Origin of the sequence: Halomicrobium urmianum (genome assembly GCF_020217425.1) — an archaeon.
GTDB lineage: Archaea > Halobacteriota > Halobacteria > Halobacteriales > Haloarculaceae > Halomicrobium > Halomicrobium urmianum.
Window position 1 is genome coordinate 2,032,385 of sequence record NZ_CP084090.1, and the last position, 16,433, is coordinate 2,048,817.

Sequence of the window (16,433 nt, forward strand, 5' to 3'; positions counted from 1 at the left end):
ACGGAGCGGCCGCGAGCGGGCCGAGGGCTTTCTGAGTCCCGTCGTCTGTGCCGTCTGTCGCGTCCGAGAGGGAGAACGTGGCAGCAGCCAGCCGGTTCGAGAACGGAAAGAGACGTCGAGAAGAGAAGTCGGGAGAGAGAAACCGCGTTGGGACCCTAGTCGTCGGCGGGAGTCAGCGGCTTGCCCTCGCCGTCGGTGGGCGCGGGCGAGGCGTCCATGTCGTCGTCCTCGGCGTAGGGGTACCAGGTCTGCTTGGTGTTGTGCATGTACGGGTCATCGTAGTCGGTCTCCTCGGGCTCGACGAGCTCGGCCAGCGTCTCCTCGTCGCGGGACTCGACGAGCTCGCGGAAGGTCTCGCCGTCCTGACGGCGCTCTTTGAAGTTCTCGACGAGGTTCTGGATGGCGCCGGGGACCTCGTCGGCGGGGACGCGCATCTCCACCCAGTCGGCGAAGCGCGGGTCCTCGCCGAGGCCGCCGCCGAGGCCGATGTCCAGGGCCTCGACGGGCTCGCCGTCCTTACGGGTCTTCATGCCGCGCAGTGAGACGTCGGCGATCTGAGGCTGGGCGCAGGAGGCGGTACAGCCCGAGAGGTGGATGTGGAAGTCCTCGTGGTCCTCGGGGAGGTCGACATTGCCCTCCAGCCAGCGCGCGTAGCGCACCTGGCGGTTCTTCGTCTCGACGATCGAGAGCGAGCAGTACTCGGTGCCCGTGCAGGCGATGGAGCCGCGCTTGAACGGGCTCGGGTCGGGCGAGTACTCCTCCAGCAGGGGCTCCTCGAGGAGCGCGTCGAGGCTCTCCTCGGAGACGTCCGTGACGATGACGTTCTGGCGCTGGGTCAGGCGGACCTCACCGGAGCCGTACTCCTCGGCGAGGTCGGCGAGTTCCAGCACCTCGTCGGCGCCCATGCGGCCGACGAGGACGTTGAGGCCGACGTAGTAGTTGCCGTCGGGCTGCTCGTGGACGCCGACGTGGTCGTCGTGGCCGACCTGGTTGCCGGAGTTGTAGGTGTACTCGTCGCGCATGTCCTCGCCGGCGGTGGGCAGCTCGAAGTCGACGTACTCCTCCTGGAGGACGTCGCGGACCTTCTCGGGGCCCCACTCGTCGACGAGGAACTTGATGCGGGCGTTGTAGCGGTCGTCGCGGTCGCCGTAGTCGCGAAAGAGCGCGGAGAGGCCGCCGGCGACGTCGGGGACCCGTTCTTCGGGGACCCAGACGTCGATGTCGCGGGCGAAGCGGGGCTCCTTGCGGGCGAGGCCGCCGCCGACCCGGACGTTGAAGCCGAGTTCGCCGTCCCTCTCGGCGGGCTCGAAGGCGAGGTCGTTGATGTCGCCCTGGCCGCAGCCCTCGTCACAGCCGGTGATGGAGACCTTCCACTTCCGGGGCAGGTTGACGTGGTCGTCGTCGCCCTTGAACGTCTCGTGGAGGTTCTCGGCGACGGGCCAGGCGTCGATGTGCTCGTGGCTGTCCTTGCCGGCGACAGGACAGCCGACGATGTTCCGCCAGGAGTCACCGCAGGCCTGCTGGGTGGAGAGACCGACCGACTCGAGCTTCTCGAAGATCTCCGGGATGTCCTCGATCTTGATCCAGTGGAGCTGGATGGACTGGCGGGTCGTCCAGTCGCAGTAGGCGTCGCCGAACTCGGGGTTCTGGGCGGGGCCCTGGGCGTACTCTCTGGCGACCTCGCCGATGACCTCGAGCTGGCCGGGCTCGACGACGCCGTTGGGCGTGCCGATCCGCATCATGAAGTACGACTCCTGGCCGGAGCGCTGGTGGTAGAGGCCCCACCACTTGAAGCGCTCGAACCAGGCGTCCTGCTCGTCTTCGGGGATGGCGTCCCATCCCTCCTCGGCGAACTCCATCAGGTGCTCCCTGATTTCGTTGCCGTACACCTCGTCTTTCCACTTCTCGACTTTCGTCGGCATAGTAGTACTACGTAGCCAATAGCCCCGAACATATACCCCTCGCCTTGCCGTCAAAGGTCCCCACCTCTCGCCGCATCAGGAGAAAGTTGCCTATTCTCCGGGATCGGCCAGTCGGCGGCGCTTCTCGGGAACGTGGACGCTCTCGTGGTCGACGCCGTAGAACTCGCCGGATTCGGGGTCGATGACGCGTCCGACGATCAGCCAGTCGGTGACGCCCTCGGTCCCGCAGGCGATACAGCGGCCCGCGATGCGCGCCTCGATGTCGGGCGGGTCGGGCTCGACCTCGACGAAGCCCTCGGCGAGGAAATCGGTCGGTTCGCAGCCACAGAGGTCGCTTCGCGCCAGGAGCCACAGGTCGCTGACGTTCACCTCTCGGGAGTCGTTGACGCTGATCCAGGCCCCGTCGTCGAGCTGGTGGACGTCGGTGGTCATTACATATTATTACATCTCCCGGATACGTCAGTCCGTCGCCGATTTCAAGATTCGCCGCAACACCGATCTCCCCGCCGCCCTCTTGCTGTCCTTGTCACATGGTACCACAGCTCACTTCCTGTCGGACTCCGCACACGATAGCTGCACTGATTGCCGGTAGTCGGGAGTGCGGGACAAGATTACGGGTGAGAGCGGGCTTAAGGAGGCAGGTGGCTATAGGTGGAACCACGTTGACCGACGCGGTGCCGCGCCGCGCGGGAGCACGACGATGACGACTGCACAACAGGACCACGACGACGCAGAAGAGCCGGCGACCGACCACCTCGACGGCGCCGACGAGCAGGGCTCGTCGGCTCATCGGGAGCATCTCGACGACGTCGAGGACGGATGCGGTTGCACCGAGATCTGGGAGCACCTCTCGGAGAACCGCGAGGACGCCGCCGCCGACGACTGAGTCGCCGCTGTAGCCGTGACCAGCGACGCCGACGCGTCCGGATCCCTCCGACGCGGGGCCGCACCGGGCACGCTCGCACGGGACGTTTTTAACGAACGACTCCGAACGGAAAGTGATGACCGCTGACGGAAGCCCGTCGACGGACCGCGAGTCGCCGGTCGGGAAGCCGGTGATCCGCGGCGATCCGTCGCTGATGGGCGACCGCGCCGAGGAGGCCGTCGAGTTCGACCCGGACGACCCCGAGAGCCTCGAACTGGCGGCCGACACCGTCAGGGCCTTCTCGGAGAACACGGCCGGCGCCGACGACAACGTGTACATGCTGCGGGGAGCGGCCGCCTGCGCTGCCCTCGTCCGCGGCGAGGGATCCTACAAGGCCGCCGCCGAGCGGGCCGGCGGCGAGGCCACGGTCTCGTTCATCCGCAAGTGGTCCCGCGTCCACGACCTGCCGCGGGCCATCCGCCTCCACGTCGCGCTGGGCCACATCGCGCCGACCGCCGCCAAGCACATCGCCCGCGTCGGCGGCGAGGCTCGCTACCTGCTGGCCTGGGCCGCCATCGACCACGACCTGACCGTCCGGCAGATCCGATCCGTCGCCAGCGCGATCAACGACGGCGAGAGCGTCGCGGCGGCCCTCGCCGACGAGGGCGCCACGCTGGGCGAGATAACCCTCGACCTCGACCCCGAGGCCTACCGCGAACTCCGCCGCCACGCCGCCCTCGAGACTCGCTCGCCCGGCGCCCTCGTCTCGGAGATCCTGTCGCAGGAACTGGACAGCGCCGAGTGAGTCCCCCGGACGTCCCGTCCGAGCTCACGCCCGCGAGATGGTGACGTAGCGGACTTCGGTGGCCACGTTCCGTCCCGACACGTCGTCGGCCATCTGATCGAGGTCGTCGACGACGTCCGGCTGGTCCTGGTCGGTGCTGACGCCGACGGTCACTATCACCCGGTCTGGCTCCTGGAACAGCGGCGTGTTGGTGTGTTCGGTCTCCACCTCGACCAGCGTCAGCCCGGCGCCGGTGACGATCTCCTCGGCCCCCTCCTGGATCCGCTCCTCCGTCGCCGCCCGCTCGTAGGTGTCGACGGTCACGCCGCCGAGGAAGGCCGACAGGACGAGGATGGACAGCGCGAGGACGCCGATGCGTTGGAGCGTCGCACTCCGGGCCTCGTCGAGGCGGAACCACCGGGTCGGTCGGTAGCCCTGGTACCACAGAACGATCAGCGCCGCGAAGTTGATCGAAATGATGTTCACCAGGGTCAGCACGCCGGATCCGAGGCTGACGAGCGGTTGCCCCCACGCCAGGCCGATGCCGACGGTCGCCGCCGGCGGGATCAGCGCCACGGAGATCATCACGCCGACCAGCGCTGTCGATACCCCGGAGGAGAGGCTCAGGGCGCCCGCGACGCCGGCCCCCAGCGCGACCACGAGCGAGAGGAAGTCCGGGGCTACCCGTTCGCGCACCTGCTGGATCGTCGTCACGTCGGTCAGGGGCGGGACGAGGTGGAGCGACCTGATGAGCCCGGCGAAGACGGCGGCGGCGGCGATGGAGAGCACGACTCCCAGTATCTGGAGCTTCAGGCCGCGCCGGAACAGCTCGCTGTCGTCGACCACGGTCCCGACGCTGGTCGACAGCGCCGGTCCCACCAGCGGCGCGATGACCATCGAGCCGACCACGACCGCCGGGGAGTTCAGCAGGAGGCCGGCCGTGGCGATGACCGAGCTGATGACGGTCATCGTGACGTAGTTCGACAGCGTCGCTGACAGCTCTCTGGCCGCCGACGTCAGCTCCTCGCGGGCGATGCGGCTCTCGTCGTGGTCCTCGGCGTAGCGCTCCTCCAGCTCCTCGAACTGCTCGGAGACGACCGTGTTCGCCTCCAGGATGACCGTGTAGGCGTCCTCCTCGATACCGACCTCCCGGAGGTTGGCGAGGACGGGCTCGACGGCCGGCGTCGGCAGCGGGAACGAGACCAGGGCGGTGAACTCCCGGCCGCTGGTCTCGTCGCTGACGACGTAGTCGATTCCCTCGTCGTCGAGGACGGCCAGGACGGTCTCGCGCTTCCCCGCCGGGATCGTCACCTGGACGAGTCGCACGTTTCGGCTTGTGCCCCGCGGGGGCAAATAAGAACTGGTACCGGCCCGCCTACCGCTCGATACCTGCCGGCCCAGCGTCGAACGCGCCGCGAGCCGGTTCGGGGACGTACCCCGACAGGTCGGCGTCGTCGAGGTCGATCCGCTCGCCGCGCTCGGCCGCGAGGTACGAGGCGGCGACGAGTTCCGCCACCTCCAGGCCGTCTTTGAGGTCCTCGCTGGCGTCCTCGCCGGCGCGGAACGCCTCGACGACGTGTTCGTTCTGATCGAGGTAGCCGTAGGTGGCGCCCTCCTGCGGGAGGACGGGCATCTTCCCGCGGTCGGCTTCCTGCTTCTCGACCACGTAGCCGGCGTCCTCTGCCGCGCGGTCCGAGAAGAACACGTCCGTGCCGGACTCCAGCGTGTTGATCGTGCCCGAGTACTCCGGCCCGAGCAGTTCGATGGTGATCCGCAGCCCGGACCCGACGAAGCACCAGGAGTTGGTGGCCTCGCCGACGACGAGGTCGCCCTCCGGCGTCTCGTAGAAGACGCTGGCCGACGCGTAGTCCTCCGAGGGCGCGCCCGCGTAGTCGACGCCGTACTCCTCGGCGAGGTCGTCGGCGTACTCCTCGCGGCCCCACTTCAGCGTCGAGATGTCGGCCGACACCGCGACGGGTTCCAGGTCGTCCGTCTCGCCCGGGCGCGAGAGGAGGTGTTTGTTCACTTTATGCGAGTGACACATCATGTCGTTGAGGACGCCGCCGCCCTGCTTCTCGCCGTCCCAGAACCACGTCGAGTGCGGGCCGGAGTGCTCCTCGGCGGACCGGGCGAGGTACGGCCGGCCCGAACCCTCGGCGCTGTCCCATAGCAGTTCGCGCATCCTGTCGACGCCGGGCATGTGGACCTGGTTCTCCAGGTACGCCTCGTTCAGCCCCGTCCCCTCGACGAGGTCGACGACCTCGCGGGCCTCGTCGACCGTCCGGGCCAGGGGCTTCTCGACGGCGATGCCATCCAGTTCCGCCCGGCCCTGCTCGACCTCCTCGACGATGGCCTCGACCGTCTCGACGCGCGTGTGGTTGGGCGAGGTGACCCACACCGCGTCTACCTCGTCGTGGCGGACGAGGTCACGCACGTCGCCCGTCGTCATCGGGTCGCCGCTCCCGGCCTCGCGACACTCCTCGGCCACCGCCTCGGCCTTGCTCACCGTCGGATTCATGACACCGGTCACGTCCGCGCCGCGGATGCGTTCGAAGGTCGCCGCGTGGAACTCCCGCGTGATGAAACCCGCGCCGACGAAGCCGACGCCCAGTCGCTCTGATGGCATGTGTCGCGGTGACTCACCAGGAGGACAAAAAGATTGTTTCGATAGTTCAAAAAACTACGAGCTCCGCCGTCGCTGATCCGGTCGCGACGGACTGGCGTCACGGACCGCCGGCCACGACGCCGCTCAGAGGTCGATCGACCGAGAAGGCGACTCCTCGGCGACCTCGTCGACGCTGACCTCGCGGCCGAGTTCGTCGGCGAGGTAGATCCCCTCCATGACGAGCATGGAGTTGAGCGCGATCTCGCCCGTGGGGATCGGGTCGACCGTGCCGCGGACGGTCTCGACCCAGTGGTCGAACTGCGTCGGGCGGTCGCTGGCGTCGTAGCCGGACTCGCTCTCGATGAGCGCCTGCCGGCGCTCGTAGTCCTCGACGTCGACCTCGGCAGTGATCTCGTAGTCGCTCGCCGTGGTCAGGTACTCGAGCGGGTCGAACGCCAGGCCGCCCTCGCTGCCGACGACCGTACCGCGCTCGTCGGGAGAGAACATGTGCCAGGCGGCCCGGATCTCCAGGCGGGAGCCGTCCGCGAGCCGGGCGGCGCCCGTTCCCGCGTCCTCCACGTCGTAGTCCGACTCCTCGAAGCGCTCCTCGTAGAGCTCCTCGTTCTCGCCGACCAGCTCCTCGCCGTAGCTGTCCTCGTGGTACTCGAACGTCTGGCCGTTGACGCGCTCGACGGCCGGGTTCCCGAGCAGGTACAGCATGCGCCCGATCTCGTAGGTCCCGATGTCGAACACCGGGCCGCCGCCCGCCGACTCCTTCTGGACGAACGAGGGCGTGCCGTACCCGTCGACGTACGGCCGGCCGCGGCGGCGCGAGTAGACCGAGCGGGCGAACGAGACGTCGCCGAGCCGCCCCTCCTCGACGAAGCGCTTCGCCGCGCGCGTCTCCCCAGTGAACAGCTCCATGTTCTGGACGCCCAGGTGTTTGCCCGCGTCTTCTGCGGCCTCGAGGATGCGCTTCGCGTCCGCGTAACTCCCCGCGAGGGGCTTCTCGCAGAAGACGTGCTTGCCCGCATCGAACGCCTCGACGGCCATCGGTTCGTGAAGGTTGTTGTGTACGCAGACGCTGATCGCGTCGATCTCGTCGTCGGCCAGCATGTCGCGGAAGTCCGCGTAGACGTCGGGGACGCCCAACTCCTCCGCGAGCGCCGTCGCCGCGTCCTCGTCGACGTCCGCGATGGCCTTCACGCGCGTGTCTTCGACCGCCTGATACTCCTCGGTGTGCTTCCGGCCGCGGTTGCCCGCGCCGATGATACCGATCGTGACTGTCATGGTTGGATCTTCGCCGGTCGCCCGACGCGTGAGATACCCACTCATTCGCCAGCCACCTGTTAAAAGCATCGACGACAACAACACCCGCTGTTAATTGCCACACGTATCTACTTCGTTTAACGGAATCTGACGGCGACGGCGCTTTCGCGCCCTTTCAGTGACAACAGGGGCCGTAGTCGCGCCGCGACCGCGGGCGACCGCCGACCGAAACCGCGCTCCATATGCCGCTCGCCCGGCTACGGGCGGGTATGTTCGAGACGCGACCGGACCGGTCGAGCGAGGTGGTGCTCGTCGGCCGGTCGAACGTCGGCAAGTCGACGCTGATGCGGGAGATAACGGGCCACGACGTCTCCACCGGCCAGCGACCGGGCGTCACCCGGGAGCCGAACCACTTCGACTGGGTGTCCGAGGACTTCGTCGTCACCGACCTCCCCGGCTTCGGGTTCATGGACGGCGTCCCCGAAGAGGTCCGCGAGCGGATCAAGACCGACGTGGTCCGCTACGTCGAGGAGCACGCCGACGAGATCCTCGTCGGCATCCTCGTGCTCGACGGCAAGGCGGCCGTCGACATCATGGACCGCCACTCCGGCCCCGACGAGGTGCCCCACGCCGTCGAGCTGTTCCACTTCCTCCGGGACGTCGACGTCGAACCCGTCGTTGCCGTCAACAAGATGGACAAGGTCGACGACGAGGACGACCGGCTGAACGACATCTGCGAGCGGCTCGGCCTCGTGCCGCCCTGGCAGCAGTGGCCCGAGACCATCGCCCCCATCAGCGCCAAGCGCGGTACCGTCGAGCCGCTCAACGAGGCCGTCCGCGAGCACCTCCACGAGGCCGGACGGGACGACCTGTTCCAGTTCTTCTGACGCGACCGGCGTTCGCCCTCGCCCACGATCGTCTGTCTCACTTTCGTCGCCGCGAGTGACGACTGCCGCCGTCTCCGGTTTGAATTTACGACCTGTCTAGACGAGGGCAAAGTTCGAAACATCGTAAAATACGCCTTCGACTATGAAAATGTTACCCTAAAACTAGCGTAATAAATCAGCATGGGTGGGGGTCGAACGCGAGGTGACGTGACGTGTCCGCGGGTGGGACCGCGGTGGTCGCCCCGCGTTCGCCTTCTCTGGTGGGTGTGAACGAATGACGGCGAACGAATCACAGCGGTCGACGGCGAACAGTGTATCGAGTATCCGGTGTTCGCGGGGGGACGGCGCGGACGCCGCCGACGGGGGAATCGGCGCGGTCACCGCGGTCGTCCTGGCCCTGGCGCTGCTGGGCGTTCCGGCGGTCGCAGCGGTGGGATCCGCCCAGGACGCGACGCCGATCGAGATCTCGGCGCCCGACTCGGTCGAACCGGGCGCGACGACGGAGGTGTCCTACACCGTCACGAACCCGACGGCCGACGCGCGAGGCTTCTCGGTGACGAACGGCCTCCCGAACGGCTGGGAGATCCGCGGGGTCACCAGAACCGGTCCGGTGATGTACGGACCCCTCTCGGGCACGTGGATGTGGACCGAGCCACTCGCACCGGGCGAGTCGCGCACCGTGTCGGCGACCGTCGAGGTGCCCGCGAACGCCAGCGGCACCGCGACGCTCACGCCGGAGGTACTGGCGGCGAACGGCGCGAACTGGACCGCGTCCGAGAGCGTGGCCATCGACGACGGGGACGAGACCGATCCCGGAGAAGGCGACGAGAGCGACGACACCGGAGACGGTAGTGACGGCGAAGAATCGGACGACGGCGGATCTGACGCCGGTGACGCACCGGATGAGGACGACGACGAGAGATCCGATCAGGACGAGGACGCCGGTGAGAGCGAACCGCTGTCGGTCTCCGCACCCGAGTCCGTGACGCCGGGCGCGACGGCGGAGGTGTCCTACACCGTCACGAACACGGACGAGAGGAGTCGCAGCTTCAGTCTCAACGACGGGGTCCCGGACGGCTGGACCGTCCGGAACGCCACGAAGACGAGCACGTTGCTGTACGCGAACTCGTCCGGTGTCTGGATGTGGATCGAGCCCTTCGCGTCGGGCGAGTCTCGCACGGCGTCGGTGACCGTCGAGATGCCCGAGAACGCCAGCGGCACCGCGACCGTCGCGCCTGAACTGCTCGTCGACAACGGCGAGAACGTGACGATCACCAGGACGCTGTCGGTGACGTCAACCGGTGACGGAACGGGCGACGACGGCGGAGAGGGCGACGAGAGCGACGAGAGCGACGGAACTGATGGTAACGACAGCGACGAGAACGACAGCGGCTCCGATACCGAACCGGATCAAGACGACGACGCCGACGATGGTGACGAGACCGACGGTGACGAATCGGACCAGAGTGACGGTGTCGGTGACGGTCCGGACCAGGGCGGCGACGAGAACGAGGACGAGAGCAGTCCTCCGAGCGACGGCGCAGATCCTGGAGAAGACGACGATAACGACTCGAACGACGAGACCGATCCGGACGACACCAGTGACTCGGACGACGATGCCGACGACGACTCGGACGACAACGGCTCGAACGACGACGATTCGGACGACAACGGCTCGAACGACGACGATTCGGACGACAACGGCTCGAACGACGATTCGAACGACAGCAGCTCCGGCGGCAGCTCCGCTAGTAGCGGCGGCGTCCCTCCCGGCGACGACGCAGGCGGCGACGAGACGACGGCGTCGGCGACCCCGACGCCCGCGACGACGACTGCTGTCACCACGACGCAGAGTGAGACGACGGCGGCCGTCACCGAGACGGCGGTCGCGACTGGGACCTACACGCCGACCGAGACGGAGGTACCGCCCACACCGATGACGGAAGCCGAGCCGACGACCGGCTCCGGCCCCGGATTCACCGGTGCGACGGTCCTGCTGTCGGTGCTAATCACGGTCGCGGTGCTCCGGCGGCGCTGACGGGCGGAGGACCCGCTCTGTTCGCCTCTCTACTCCCTGCTCCCGACGCACCAGAGATTCCCGTGCCCGCGAGAGCGAGGCCAGCGACCGTCTCGAGACACATCTGCTCCACGCCTGGTTCGCCGCGTCGTTCCCACGCAGACGGTCGAGAGCGGCGCCGTCGATAGCGTCACTCCCAGCCGGCCCACTCGCGGTGCCGCGCCGCGACGGCGTCGACGCCCTCGTCGTCCAGCGGGCCGTCCTCGGTGACGACGGTGACCGCCTCGGACGGCGTCACGTCGAACGTCGGATTGGCGACGGAGACGGACGCGTCGCCGTCGTACACCTCGGTCGGGTCGCGCTCTTCGCGTTCGATCCGCTCGCCTGCGGCGATCTTCGCGCTCGCGGCGACGACGTAGCAGGGACAGACCGCCGGCGCCGCCAGCGCGGCCGCCCGCGTGCCGACCTTGTTGACGACCCGGCCGTCCGGGAGGATCCGGTCGGCGCCGACGACGAGCGCGCCCTCCTCGCGCCGGGCGAGTTCCGCGGGGAAGGCCGCGTCCGTCGTGAGCGTCACCTCACACCCGTCGGCCAGCGATTCCGCAACGCCGACGCCCTCGCGACCGGGCCGCGACTCGGCGACCAGGACCGCGTCGGGATCGGCCGCTGCCAGGGCCCGTCGGACGGTCCCGGACCGCGAGAGCGTCGCGACGCGGTCCGGCAGCCGATCCGCCGCGGCCGCGGCGGCTCGCTCGTCCGCGTAGTAGGCGCGCTCGATCCCCGTCGCCGCGGCGCGCTCGACCGCGGCCGGGGTCCGCTCGTCGCCGGCCTCGTGCATCGCGCGGTTGACCCGGTTCTCGACGACGGCCATCGAGGGCCGGGCGTCAAGCAGCGCCGCCGCGACGGCGGCGAGTCCGTCCCAGCCCGCCGCGTCGTCGCCGTCGCCGCTCTCGCCGTCAGCGAACCGCTCGCGCTCGGTCGCCTCCGCCGCGCGCTCTCGTCCCTCGACCGCCGCGGCCGCCTCGTCGCGCAGGACTTCCAGCGCCCTGACCGAGAGCCACGACGAGCCGTGCTCGCGGTCCTCGCGCACGGCGGCCGCGCGCGGCCGGACGCGGTCGTAAGAGGTCCACAGCGCCGGGACCGTCTCGCGGCGGAGGATCTCCGTCGGCGGGACCCACTCGTACTCGGCGGTCTCCCAGTCGGTCTCGACGTCGCGGTCGTCGATCTCGAAGAGGAACGGGTGGACCCGCCAGCGATAGTCGCCGTCCTCGACCTCGAAGGACTCGCCGGCCCGGACCGGCGTCGCGTTGACCACGCCGACCTCCTCGCCGAGCTCCGCACGCGCCGCTGCCTCGGGGTCGCGGTCCCGGCCCTCGTCGTCGGCGACGTGGCCGGCGACCCCGCCCCACCGGCCCGGATAGGAGCCCACCTCGTCGCTGCGGCGCAACAGGAGCACGTCGCTGCGATGGCGCAGGAAGCACGTGACCACGGGCGTCGCGTCCATGGTGAGTGGTCGGACCGGAGCCGCAATCAATCCGGGGGGACGGGCCTCGTCGTGCGCGAAGCGGCCTACGGCGACGCCTCTCGCCGGGCCTTTTACCCAGGGTGGCCTACCGGCCAACATGGAGATAGCCATCGTCAGCGACACGCACGTTCCCTCTCGGGCGTCGCGGATTCCCGAGACCGTCCGCGACCGGATCGCGTCGGCGGATCACGTGCTCCACGCCGGCGACTTCGACTCCAGAGGGGCGATAGCGAACGTCCGCGACCTGGCGCCGGAACTGACCGCCGTCGCTGGGAACGTGGATCCCGCCGTGGGCCTGCCCTCGGTGGCCTCGGTCGACCTCGGCGGCGTGACGTTCGTGGTCACCCACGGCACCGGGCCCGACAGGGGCTACGAGGACCGCGTGGCCGACGCCGTCCGCCAGCGCGACGGCGACGTGGGCGTCTCGGGCCACACCCACGAGGTGATGGACGTCGAGCGGGACGGGATGCGGCTGCTCAACCCCGGCTCGGCGACCGGGGCCGCGCCGGCCCGGCGGACGACGATGATGACGGCGACGGTCGAGGACGGAGACCTGGACGTGGAGCTGCACGAGATTTGACCGGTCCCGACGGTGGCGACCCTTACTGGTATCGGGCCCCTTTTTCCGGTCCCCTGACGAGGGTGGCGTATGGAGGTCTTCGCGGTCGAGGGACTGCCGGAGGTGCGCCCCGGCGACGACCTGGCGGCCATGATCGACGAGCGGGTCGACCTGCGGCCCGACGACGTGGTCTGCGTGGCCAGCACCGTCGTCTCCAAGGCGGAGGGCCGGCAGGCGGACTTCGACGACTTCCCGGCCGGCGAGCGGGCCCGCGGCATCGCCGAGCGGATCGGCGACCTCGCGGGCGAGGAGAAGGACCCCCGGTTCGCACAGGCAGTCCTCGACGAAAGCGAGGAACTGCTGCTGGAGGTCCCGTTCCTGCTCGCCACGACGCGCTTCGGTCACAGCACCGTCAACGCCGGGATCGACCGCTCGAACGTGCCCGACGCGGACCTGCTCCTGCTGCCCGAAGACCCGACGGCCAGCGCCGAGCGGATCAGGTCCGGGCTGGGCGGCGACCCAGCCGTGATCGTCACGGACACCTCCGGTCGGCCGTTCCGGCACGGCCAGCGCGGCGTGGCGCTGGGCTGGGACGGCGTCCCCGCCGCCCGCGACTGGCGCGGCGAGCGGGACCGCGACGGCCGGAAGATGGACGTCACCGTCCAGGCCGTCGTCGACGAACTCGCAGCCGCGGCCAACCTCGTCACCGGCGAGGGCGACGGGGGAACCCCGGTCGCCGTGGTCCGCCACTTCGAGTTCGGCGACCACGACGGCAGCGACGCGCTGTTCCGCGACCGCGAGGGCGACCTCGTCAGGCAGGCGCTGGCCGAGTGGGAGTACGAGGACTGATTCGACCGACCACGAGCGATGTACGCAATCGAGATCACCCCCGAGCATCCGATCGAGGAACTGACCGAGCTGGCCGTCGCGGCGGAGGAGGCCGACTTCGACGCCGTCGTGGCCAGCCACCACTACAACAACCGCGACCAGTTCATGGCATTGACTGCCATGGCCCGCGCCACGGAGGAGATCCGGGTAGGCACGGGCGTCGCCAACCCCTACGAGACCCACCCCGTGACGCTGGCCTCGCGGACGGCGACGCTGTCCGAGGTCAGCGACGGGCGCGCCCTCTTCGGGATCGGTCCCGGCGACGGCTCGACGCTCTCGAACCTCGGCGTCGACCGGGACCGTCCGCTCCGGCGCGTCCTGGAGACGTTCAAAGTGGCCCAGCGGCTCTGGGACGGCGAGCGCGTCGACCACGACGGCACCTTCACCGCCCGCGGCGCCGGCCTCAACTACGACGTCGGCGACGTCCCGGTCTACGTCGGCGCGCAGGGCCCGCACATGACGCGGATGGCCGCCAAGCACGCCGACGGCGCCATGTACAACGGCGCCCACCCGCGGGACCTCGCGTGGGCCGCCGAGCGCGCGGCGGAGGGAGCGGAAGACCGGCCCGACGAGCGCGGCGAGTTCGACCTGGCCGCCTACGCCAGCGTCTCGGTCGCCGAGGACGAGGAGCGCGCCCGCGAGGCGGCACGCCGCCCCGTCGCCTTCATCGCCGCCGGCGCTCCGGAGCCGGTCCTGCAGCGCCACGACCTCGATCCCGAACGGGCGGAGAACGTGGGCGAGGCCATCGCTGCCGGCGACTTCCGGGCGGCCGACGAGCGCGTCTCAGAGGCGATGATCGACGCCTTCTGCGCCGCCGGCACGCCGGAGACCGTCGCCGAGCGGACCGACGAACTGCTCGAACACGCCGACAGCGTCGTCTACGCCTCGCCGCTCGGCCCCGACCCGGAGCGGGCTATCGATCTGCTCGCGGCTGCCCGCGACTCCCGACGTCGGGCGTGATCAGGTCGACGGCCGCGCCCAGCGTCAGATAGCCCATCACCGCGATCGAGGCGCCGATCAGCAGTCCACCCATTACGACCAGAAGTGCCGAGAGGGGGTCGACCGTCATGACCTCCAGGAACTCGCCCGGCATACTGACGATGCTGTCGATCAGCTCACTCAGCAGCGATTGCATGGGGGACCGTTGGCACACCCGCCACTTGGCTCTCCCGGTCCGCTTCTAGGAACGGTGTGTACCTTCTGTGGGGACAGGTCCGTTATGATTGGGAACAACCAGAAAGCCCCGGCCTGTTCGACTCGGGGGTGGTTCGAGAGACGGCTCTCCCGTCTCTCGTCATCACGAAAGATGCCTCTGGCATCTTTCGAACGACCTCGCTGTGCGCTTCGCTCACTCCGTTCGCTGCAGTGCTTGCGTCGGCCGCCGTCGTCGAACAGGCCGCCCCTTTCAGTCCCACCCGTGTCGGCTGGTCAATCAGCCGAAAGGTGGGACTGAAAGGGGCCGACCCGCTCCGGGAACCCCGGCGAAGCAAGCACCGTCGTTCGAGAGAGTCTCGTGATCACGAAAGACGCCGGAGGCGTCTTTCGAACGACAACACAGTGAGGACCGCAGCGAGCCGCGGGACCGGAGCAGGTCGGGGGCTTTCTGGTTCTCGTCCTATCCAGTTGCTAGGCTACACGCGACGGTGGCGGGGAACCTAAGGCCCGCGAGCGCACAGCGAGAGGTATGTCGGAGGACGCATCGCTGACCGACTTCGCGGCGGGCGACGACGGCGAGAGCGGCGACGAGCCGGTGAGCGACGGCGAGGCGGCCGACGAGAGCGACGGCGCCACGGACGGCGACGGGACGGGGACCGACGAGACGACCGCGACGGACGACGTCGAGCCGGCGGAGACGACCTTCGCGTGGTCGCCGGACGGCGTCTGCGAGGCCTGCGGGGTGGGCGCCGAGCGGCGGTGGCGCGGCGAGGCGGGGCTGGTCTGCGGCGAGTGCAAGGAGTGGTGAACAGCGGCGAATCGTCGACGCGGTCGTGACCGCTCTGCCGGGACCGCACGGCCGTACGGACGCACTGATTCCCCCAGCAGAGTTACAAGTGTTCGACCCATAGACGGCCGCACGACAGGAGTACGCGCCGCCGTGGGTCGCCCCCGGGGGAGGGGTGCCCCCGCCGCTGGCGCGAAGCGTCGGAAACCATGACAGATACGGACACCACACGAGGGACGCAGGTCGAGACCACGGTCGGGGACGCCAACCGGGTCGCGACGGAGGTGATCGAGAACGTCGAGGAGGTGATCGTCGGTCACCGCGAGGAGATCGAGCACATCGTGACGGCGATGCTCGGTCGCGGGCACGTCCTGCTGGAGGACGTCCCCGGCGTGGGGAAGACAATGCTCGCGCGGGCGGTGGCGGCCTCCTTCGACGGCAAGTTCTCCCGTATCCAGTTCACGCCGGACCTGCTACCGACCGACGTGACCGGGGTCAACGTCTACAATCAGGAGACCGAGCGCTTCGAGTTCCAGCGCGGCCCCATCTTCGGCAACGTCGTGCTGGGCGACGAGATCAACCGCGCGCCGCCGAAGACGCAGTCGGCGCTGCTGGAAGCGATGGAGGAGGGGCAGGTCACCGTCGACGGCGAGACGCGCGAGGTGCCGACGCCCTTTACCGTCATCGCGACGCAGAACACCGTCGATGGGAACCGGACCTACGACCTCCCCATGGCCGAACTGGACCGGTTCACGAAGAAGCTCCGGCTCGGGTATCCCGACGCCGCCGAGGAGACGGAGCTGCTCGATCGGGTCGTCGGACGACACCCGATCGACGACCTCTCGCCGGTGACGACGCAGGAGGAGTTCCGCCGGGCCCGCGAGACGGCCGCCGACGTGACCGTCGAGGAGCCTGTGCGCGAGTACGCGACGCGGCTGGCGCGGTTCACCCGCGAGAACGCCCAGTACGGGGTGAGCCCGCGCGGGAGCATCGCCCTCCTGCGGGCGTCCCAGGGGCGGGCCGTGCTGGACCGCCGTGACTACGTCGTCCCAGAGGACGTGCGCACGGAGGCGCGCGTCGTGATGCCACACCGGATCAGGACCGACAGCGCGGAGGAGACGGGGGCCGACGTCGTCGGTCGAGCCCTCGAGACGGTGCCCGTCGAGTGAG

The 16,433-nt window shown here is 69.3% G+C and carries 16 protein-coding genes; 9 read left to right on the plus strand and 7 right to left on the minus strand.

Going from position 1 to position 16,433, the window contains the following annotated elements:
- Positions 1–155 precede the first annotated feature (155 nt).
- Positions 156–1,922, minus strand: coding sequence for a nitrite/sulfite reductase (locus tag LCY71_RS10095; protein WP_225333022.1), 1,767 nt, complete (start codon positions 1,920–1,922; stop codon positions 156–158).
- Between the two features lie 90 nt (positions 1,923–2,012).
- On the minus strand, positions 2,013–2,354 hold the full coding sequence (locus LCY71_RS10100; protein WP_225333023.1) for a DUF8134 family protein: 342 nt from the start codon (positions 2,352–2,354) through the stop codon (positions 2,013–2,015).
- Between the two features lie 268 nt (positions 2,355–2,622).
- On the opposite strand from LCY71_RS10100, the gene LCY71_RS10105 reads away from it, so the two are divergent.
- Both LCY71_RS10105 and LCY71_RS10110 read left to right on the plus strand, forming a co-directional pair.
- Positions 2,623–2,808, plus strand: coding sequence for a DUF8595 family protein (locus tag LCY71_RS10105; RefSeq protein ID WP_225333024.1), 186 nt, complete (start codon positions 2,623–2,625; stop codon positions 2,806–2,808).
- 115 nt (positions 2,809–2,923) lie between these two features.
- Complete coding sequence (locus LCY71_RS10110; RefSeq protein ID WP_225333025.1) at positions 2,924–3,592, plus strand: DUF7119 family protein; 669 nt, start codon at positions 2,924–2,926, stop codon at positions 3,590–3,592.
- 24 nt (positions 3,593–3,616) lie between these two features.
- Here the strand turns inward: LCY71_RS10110 and LCY71_RS10115 are convergent, their stop codons facing one another.
- From LCY71_RS10115 to LCY71_RS10125, 3 genes are all read right to left on the minus strand, one after another.
- Positions 3,617–4,897 carry a TIGR00341 family protein gene (locus tag LCY71_RS10115; protein ID WP_225333026.1) on the minus strand — a complete coding sequence of 427 codons (1,281 nt, stop codon included), beginning with the start codon at positions 4,895–4,897 and terminating at the stop codon, positions 3,617–3,619.
- Positions 4,898–4,946: 49 nt separating this feature from the next.
- Positions 4,947–6,197, minus strand: coding sequence for a Gfo/Idh/MocA family protein (locus tag LCY71_RS10120; protein ID WP_225333027.1), 1,251 nt, complete (start codon positions 6,195–6,197; stop codon positions 4,947–4,949).
- A 123-nt stretch (positions 6,198–6,320) separates the two neighbouring features.
- On the minus strand, positions 6,321–7,466 hold the full coding sequence (locus LCY71_RS10125) for a Gfo/Idh/MocA family protein (protein ID WP_225333028.1): 1,146 nt from the start codon (positions 7,464–7,466) through the stop codon (positions 6,321–6,323).
- A gap of 248 nt (positions 7,467–7,714) precedes the next feature.
- Between LCY71_RS10125 and engB the strand changes: the two genes are divergently transcribed.
- Together engB and LCY71_RS10135 are read left to right on the plus strand one after the other, a co-directional pair.
- Positions 7,715–8,332, plus strand: coding sequence for a GTP-binding protein EngB (gene engB / locus LCY71_RS10130; RefSeq protein WP_225333029.1), 618 nt, complete (start codon positions 7,715–7,717; stop codon positions 8,330–8,332).
- 274 nt (positions 8,333–8,606) lie between these two features.
- Positions 8,607–10,370 (plus strand): COG1361 family protein, encoded by a 1,764-nt coding sequence (locus tag LCY71_RS10135; RefSeq protein WP_225333030.1) that lies wholly within the window; start codon positions 8,607–8,609, stop codon positions 10,368–10,370.
- Between the two features lie 169 nt (positions 10,371–10,539).
- On the opposite strand, the gene LCY71_RS10140 is transcribed toward LCY71_RS10135, so the two are convergent.
- The gene (locus LCY71_RS10140; RefSeq protein ID WP_225333031.1) at positions 10,540–11,853 is read right to left on the minus strand and encodes an eIF2B alpha/beta/delta subunit family protein; all 1,314 of its coding nucleotides are present in this window, start codon (positions 11,851–11,853) and stop codon (positions 10,540–10,542) included.
- 118 nt (positions 11,854–11,971) lie between these two features.
- On the opposite strand from LCY71_RS10140, the gene LCY71_RS10145 reads away from it, so the two are divergent.
- The 3 genes from LCY71_RS10145 to LCY71_RS10155 all read left to right on the plus strand — a co-directional run bounded on the left by LCY71_RS10145 (position 11,972) and on the right by LCY71_RS10155 (position 14,281).
- The gene (locus tag LCY71_RS10145; RefSeq protein ID WP_225333032.1) at positions 11,972–12,454 is read left to right on the plus strand and encodes a metallophosphoesterase family protein; all 483 of its coding nucleotides are present in this window, start codon (positions 11,972–11,974) and stop codon (positions 12,452–12,454) included.
- 69 nt (positions 12,455–12,523) lie between these two features.
- The gene (locus LCY71_RS10150; protein WP_225333033.1) at positions 12,524–13,282 is read left to right on the plus strand and encodes a coenzyme F420-0:L-glutamate ligase; all 759 of its coding nucleotides are present in this window, start codon (positions 12,524–12,526) and stop codon (positions 13,280–13,282) included.
- Positions 13,283–13,300: 18 nt separating this feature from the next.
- Positions 13,301–14,281, plus strand: a complete 981-nt coding sequence (locus LCY71_RS10155; RefSeq protein ID WP_225333034.1) for a 5,10-methylenetetrahydromethanopterin reductase — start codon at positions 13,301–13,303, stop codon at positions 14,279–14,281.
- Here LCY71_RS10155 and LCY71_RS10160 read toward each other — a convergent pair.
- On the minus strand, positions 14,235–14,456 hold the full coding sequence (locus LCY71_RS10160) for a DUF8024 family protein (RefSeq protein ID WP_225333035.1): 222 nt from the start codon (positions 14,454–14,456) through the stop codon (positions 14,235–14,237). The genes LCY71_RS10155 and LCY71_RS10160 overlap by 47 nt on opposite strands.
- 549 nt (positions 14,457–15,005) lie before the next feature.
- Between LCY71_RS10160 and LCY71_RS10165 the strand changes: the two genes are divergently transcribed.
- Positions 15,006–15,284: a DUF7573 domain-containing protein gene (locus LCY71_RS10165; RefSeq protein WP_225333036.1), complete on the plus strand. Its 279-nt coding sequence runs from the start codon at positions 15,006–15,008 to the stop codon at positions 15,282–15,284.
- Positions 15,285–15,472: 188 nt separating this feature from the next.
- Entirely contained in the window at positions 15,473–16,432 is a 960-nt protein-coding gene (locus LCY71_RS10170) for an AAA family ATPase (protein ID WP_225333037.1), read from the plus strand.
- The last annotated feature ends 1 nt before the right edge of the window (position 16,433 follow it).

Coding starts and splice junctions, on each gene's coding strand:
- LCY71_RS10095 (WP_225333022.1), bottom strand. CDS start 1,922: ATGCCGACGAAAGTCGAGAAGTGGAAAGACGAGGTGTACGGCAACGAA.
- LCY71_RS10100 (WP_225333023.1), bottom strand. CDS start 2,354: ATGACCACCGACGTCCACCAGCTCGACGACGGGGCCTGGATCAGCGTC.
- LCY71_RS10105 (WP_225333024.1), top strand. CDS start 2,623: ATGACGACTGCACAACAGGACCACGACGACGCAGAAGAGCCGGCGACC.
- LCY71_RS10110 (WP_225333025.1), top strand. CDS start 2,924: ATGACCGCTGACGGAAGCCCGTCGACGGACCGCGAGTCGCCGGTCGGG.
- LCY71_RS10120 (WP_225333027.1), bottom strand. CDS start 6,197: ATGCCATCAGAGCGACTGGGCGTCGGCTTCGTCGGCGCGGGTTTCATC.
- LCY71_RS10125 (WP_225333028.1), bottom strand. CDS start 7,466: ATGACAGTCACGATCGGTATCATCGGCGCGGGCAACCGCGGCCGGAAG.
- engB (WP_225333029.1), top strand. CDS start 7,715: ATGTTCGAGACGCGACCGGACCGGTCGAGCGAGGTGGTGCTCGTCGGC.
- LCY71_RS10135 (WP_225333030.1), top strand. CDS start 8,607: ATGACGGCGAACGAATCACAGCGGTCGACGGCGAACAGTGTATCGAGT.
- LCY71_RS10140 (WP_225333031.1), bottom strand. CDS start 11,853: ATGGACGCGACGCCCGTGGTCACGTGCTTCCTGCGCCATCGCAGCGAC.
- LCY71_RS10145 (WP_225333032.1), top strand. CDS start 11,972: ATGGAGATAGCCATCGTCAGCGACACGCACGTTCCCTCTCGGGCGTCG.
- LCY71_RS10150 (WP_225333033.1), top strand. CDS start 12,524: ATGGAGGTCTTCGCGGTCGAGGGACTGCCGGAGGTGCGCCCCGGCGAC.
- LCY71_RS10155 (WP_225333034.1), top strand. CDS start 13,301: ATGTACGCAATCGAGATCACCCCCGAGCATCCGATCGAGGAACTGACC.
- LCY71_RS10160 (WP_225333035.1), bottom strand. CDS start 14,456: ATGCAATCGCTGCTGAGTGAGCTGATCGACAGCATCGTCAGTATGCCG.
- LCY71_RS10165 (WP_225333036.1), top strand. CDS start 15,006: ATGTCGGAGGACGCATCGCTGACCGACTTCGCGGCGGGCGACGACGGC.
- LCY71_RS10170 (WP_225333037.1), top strand. CDS start 15,473: ATGACAGATACGGACACCACACGAGGGACGCAGGTCGAGACCACGGTC.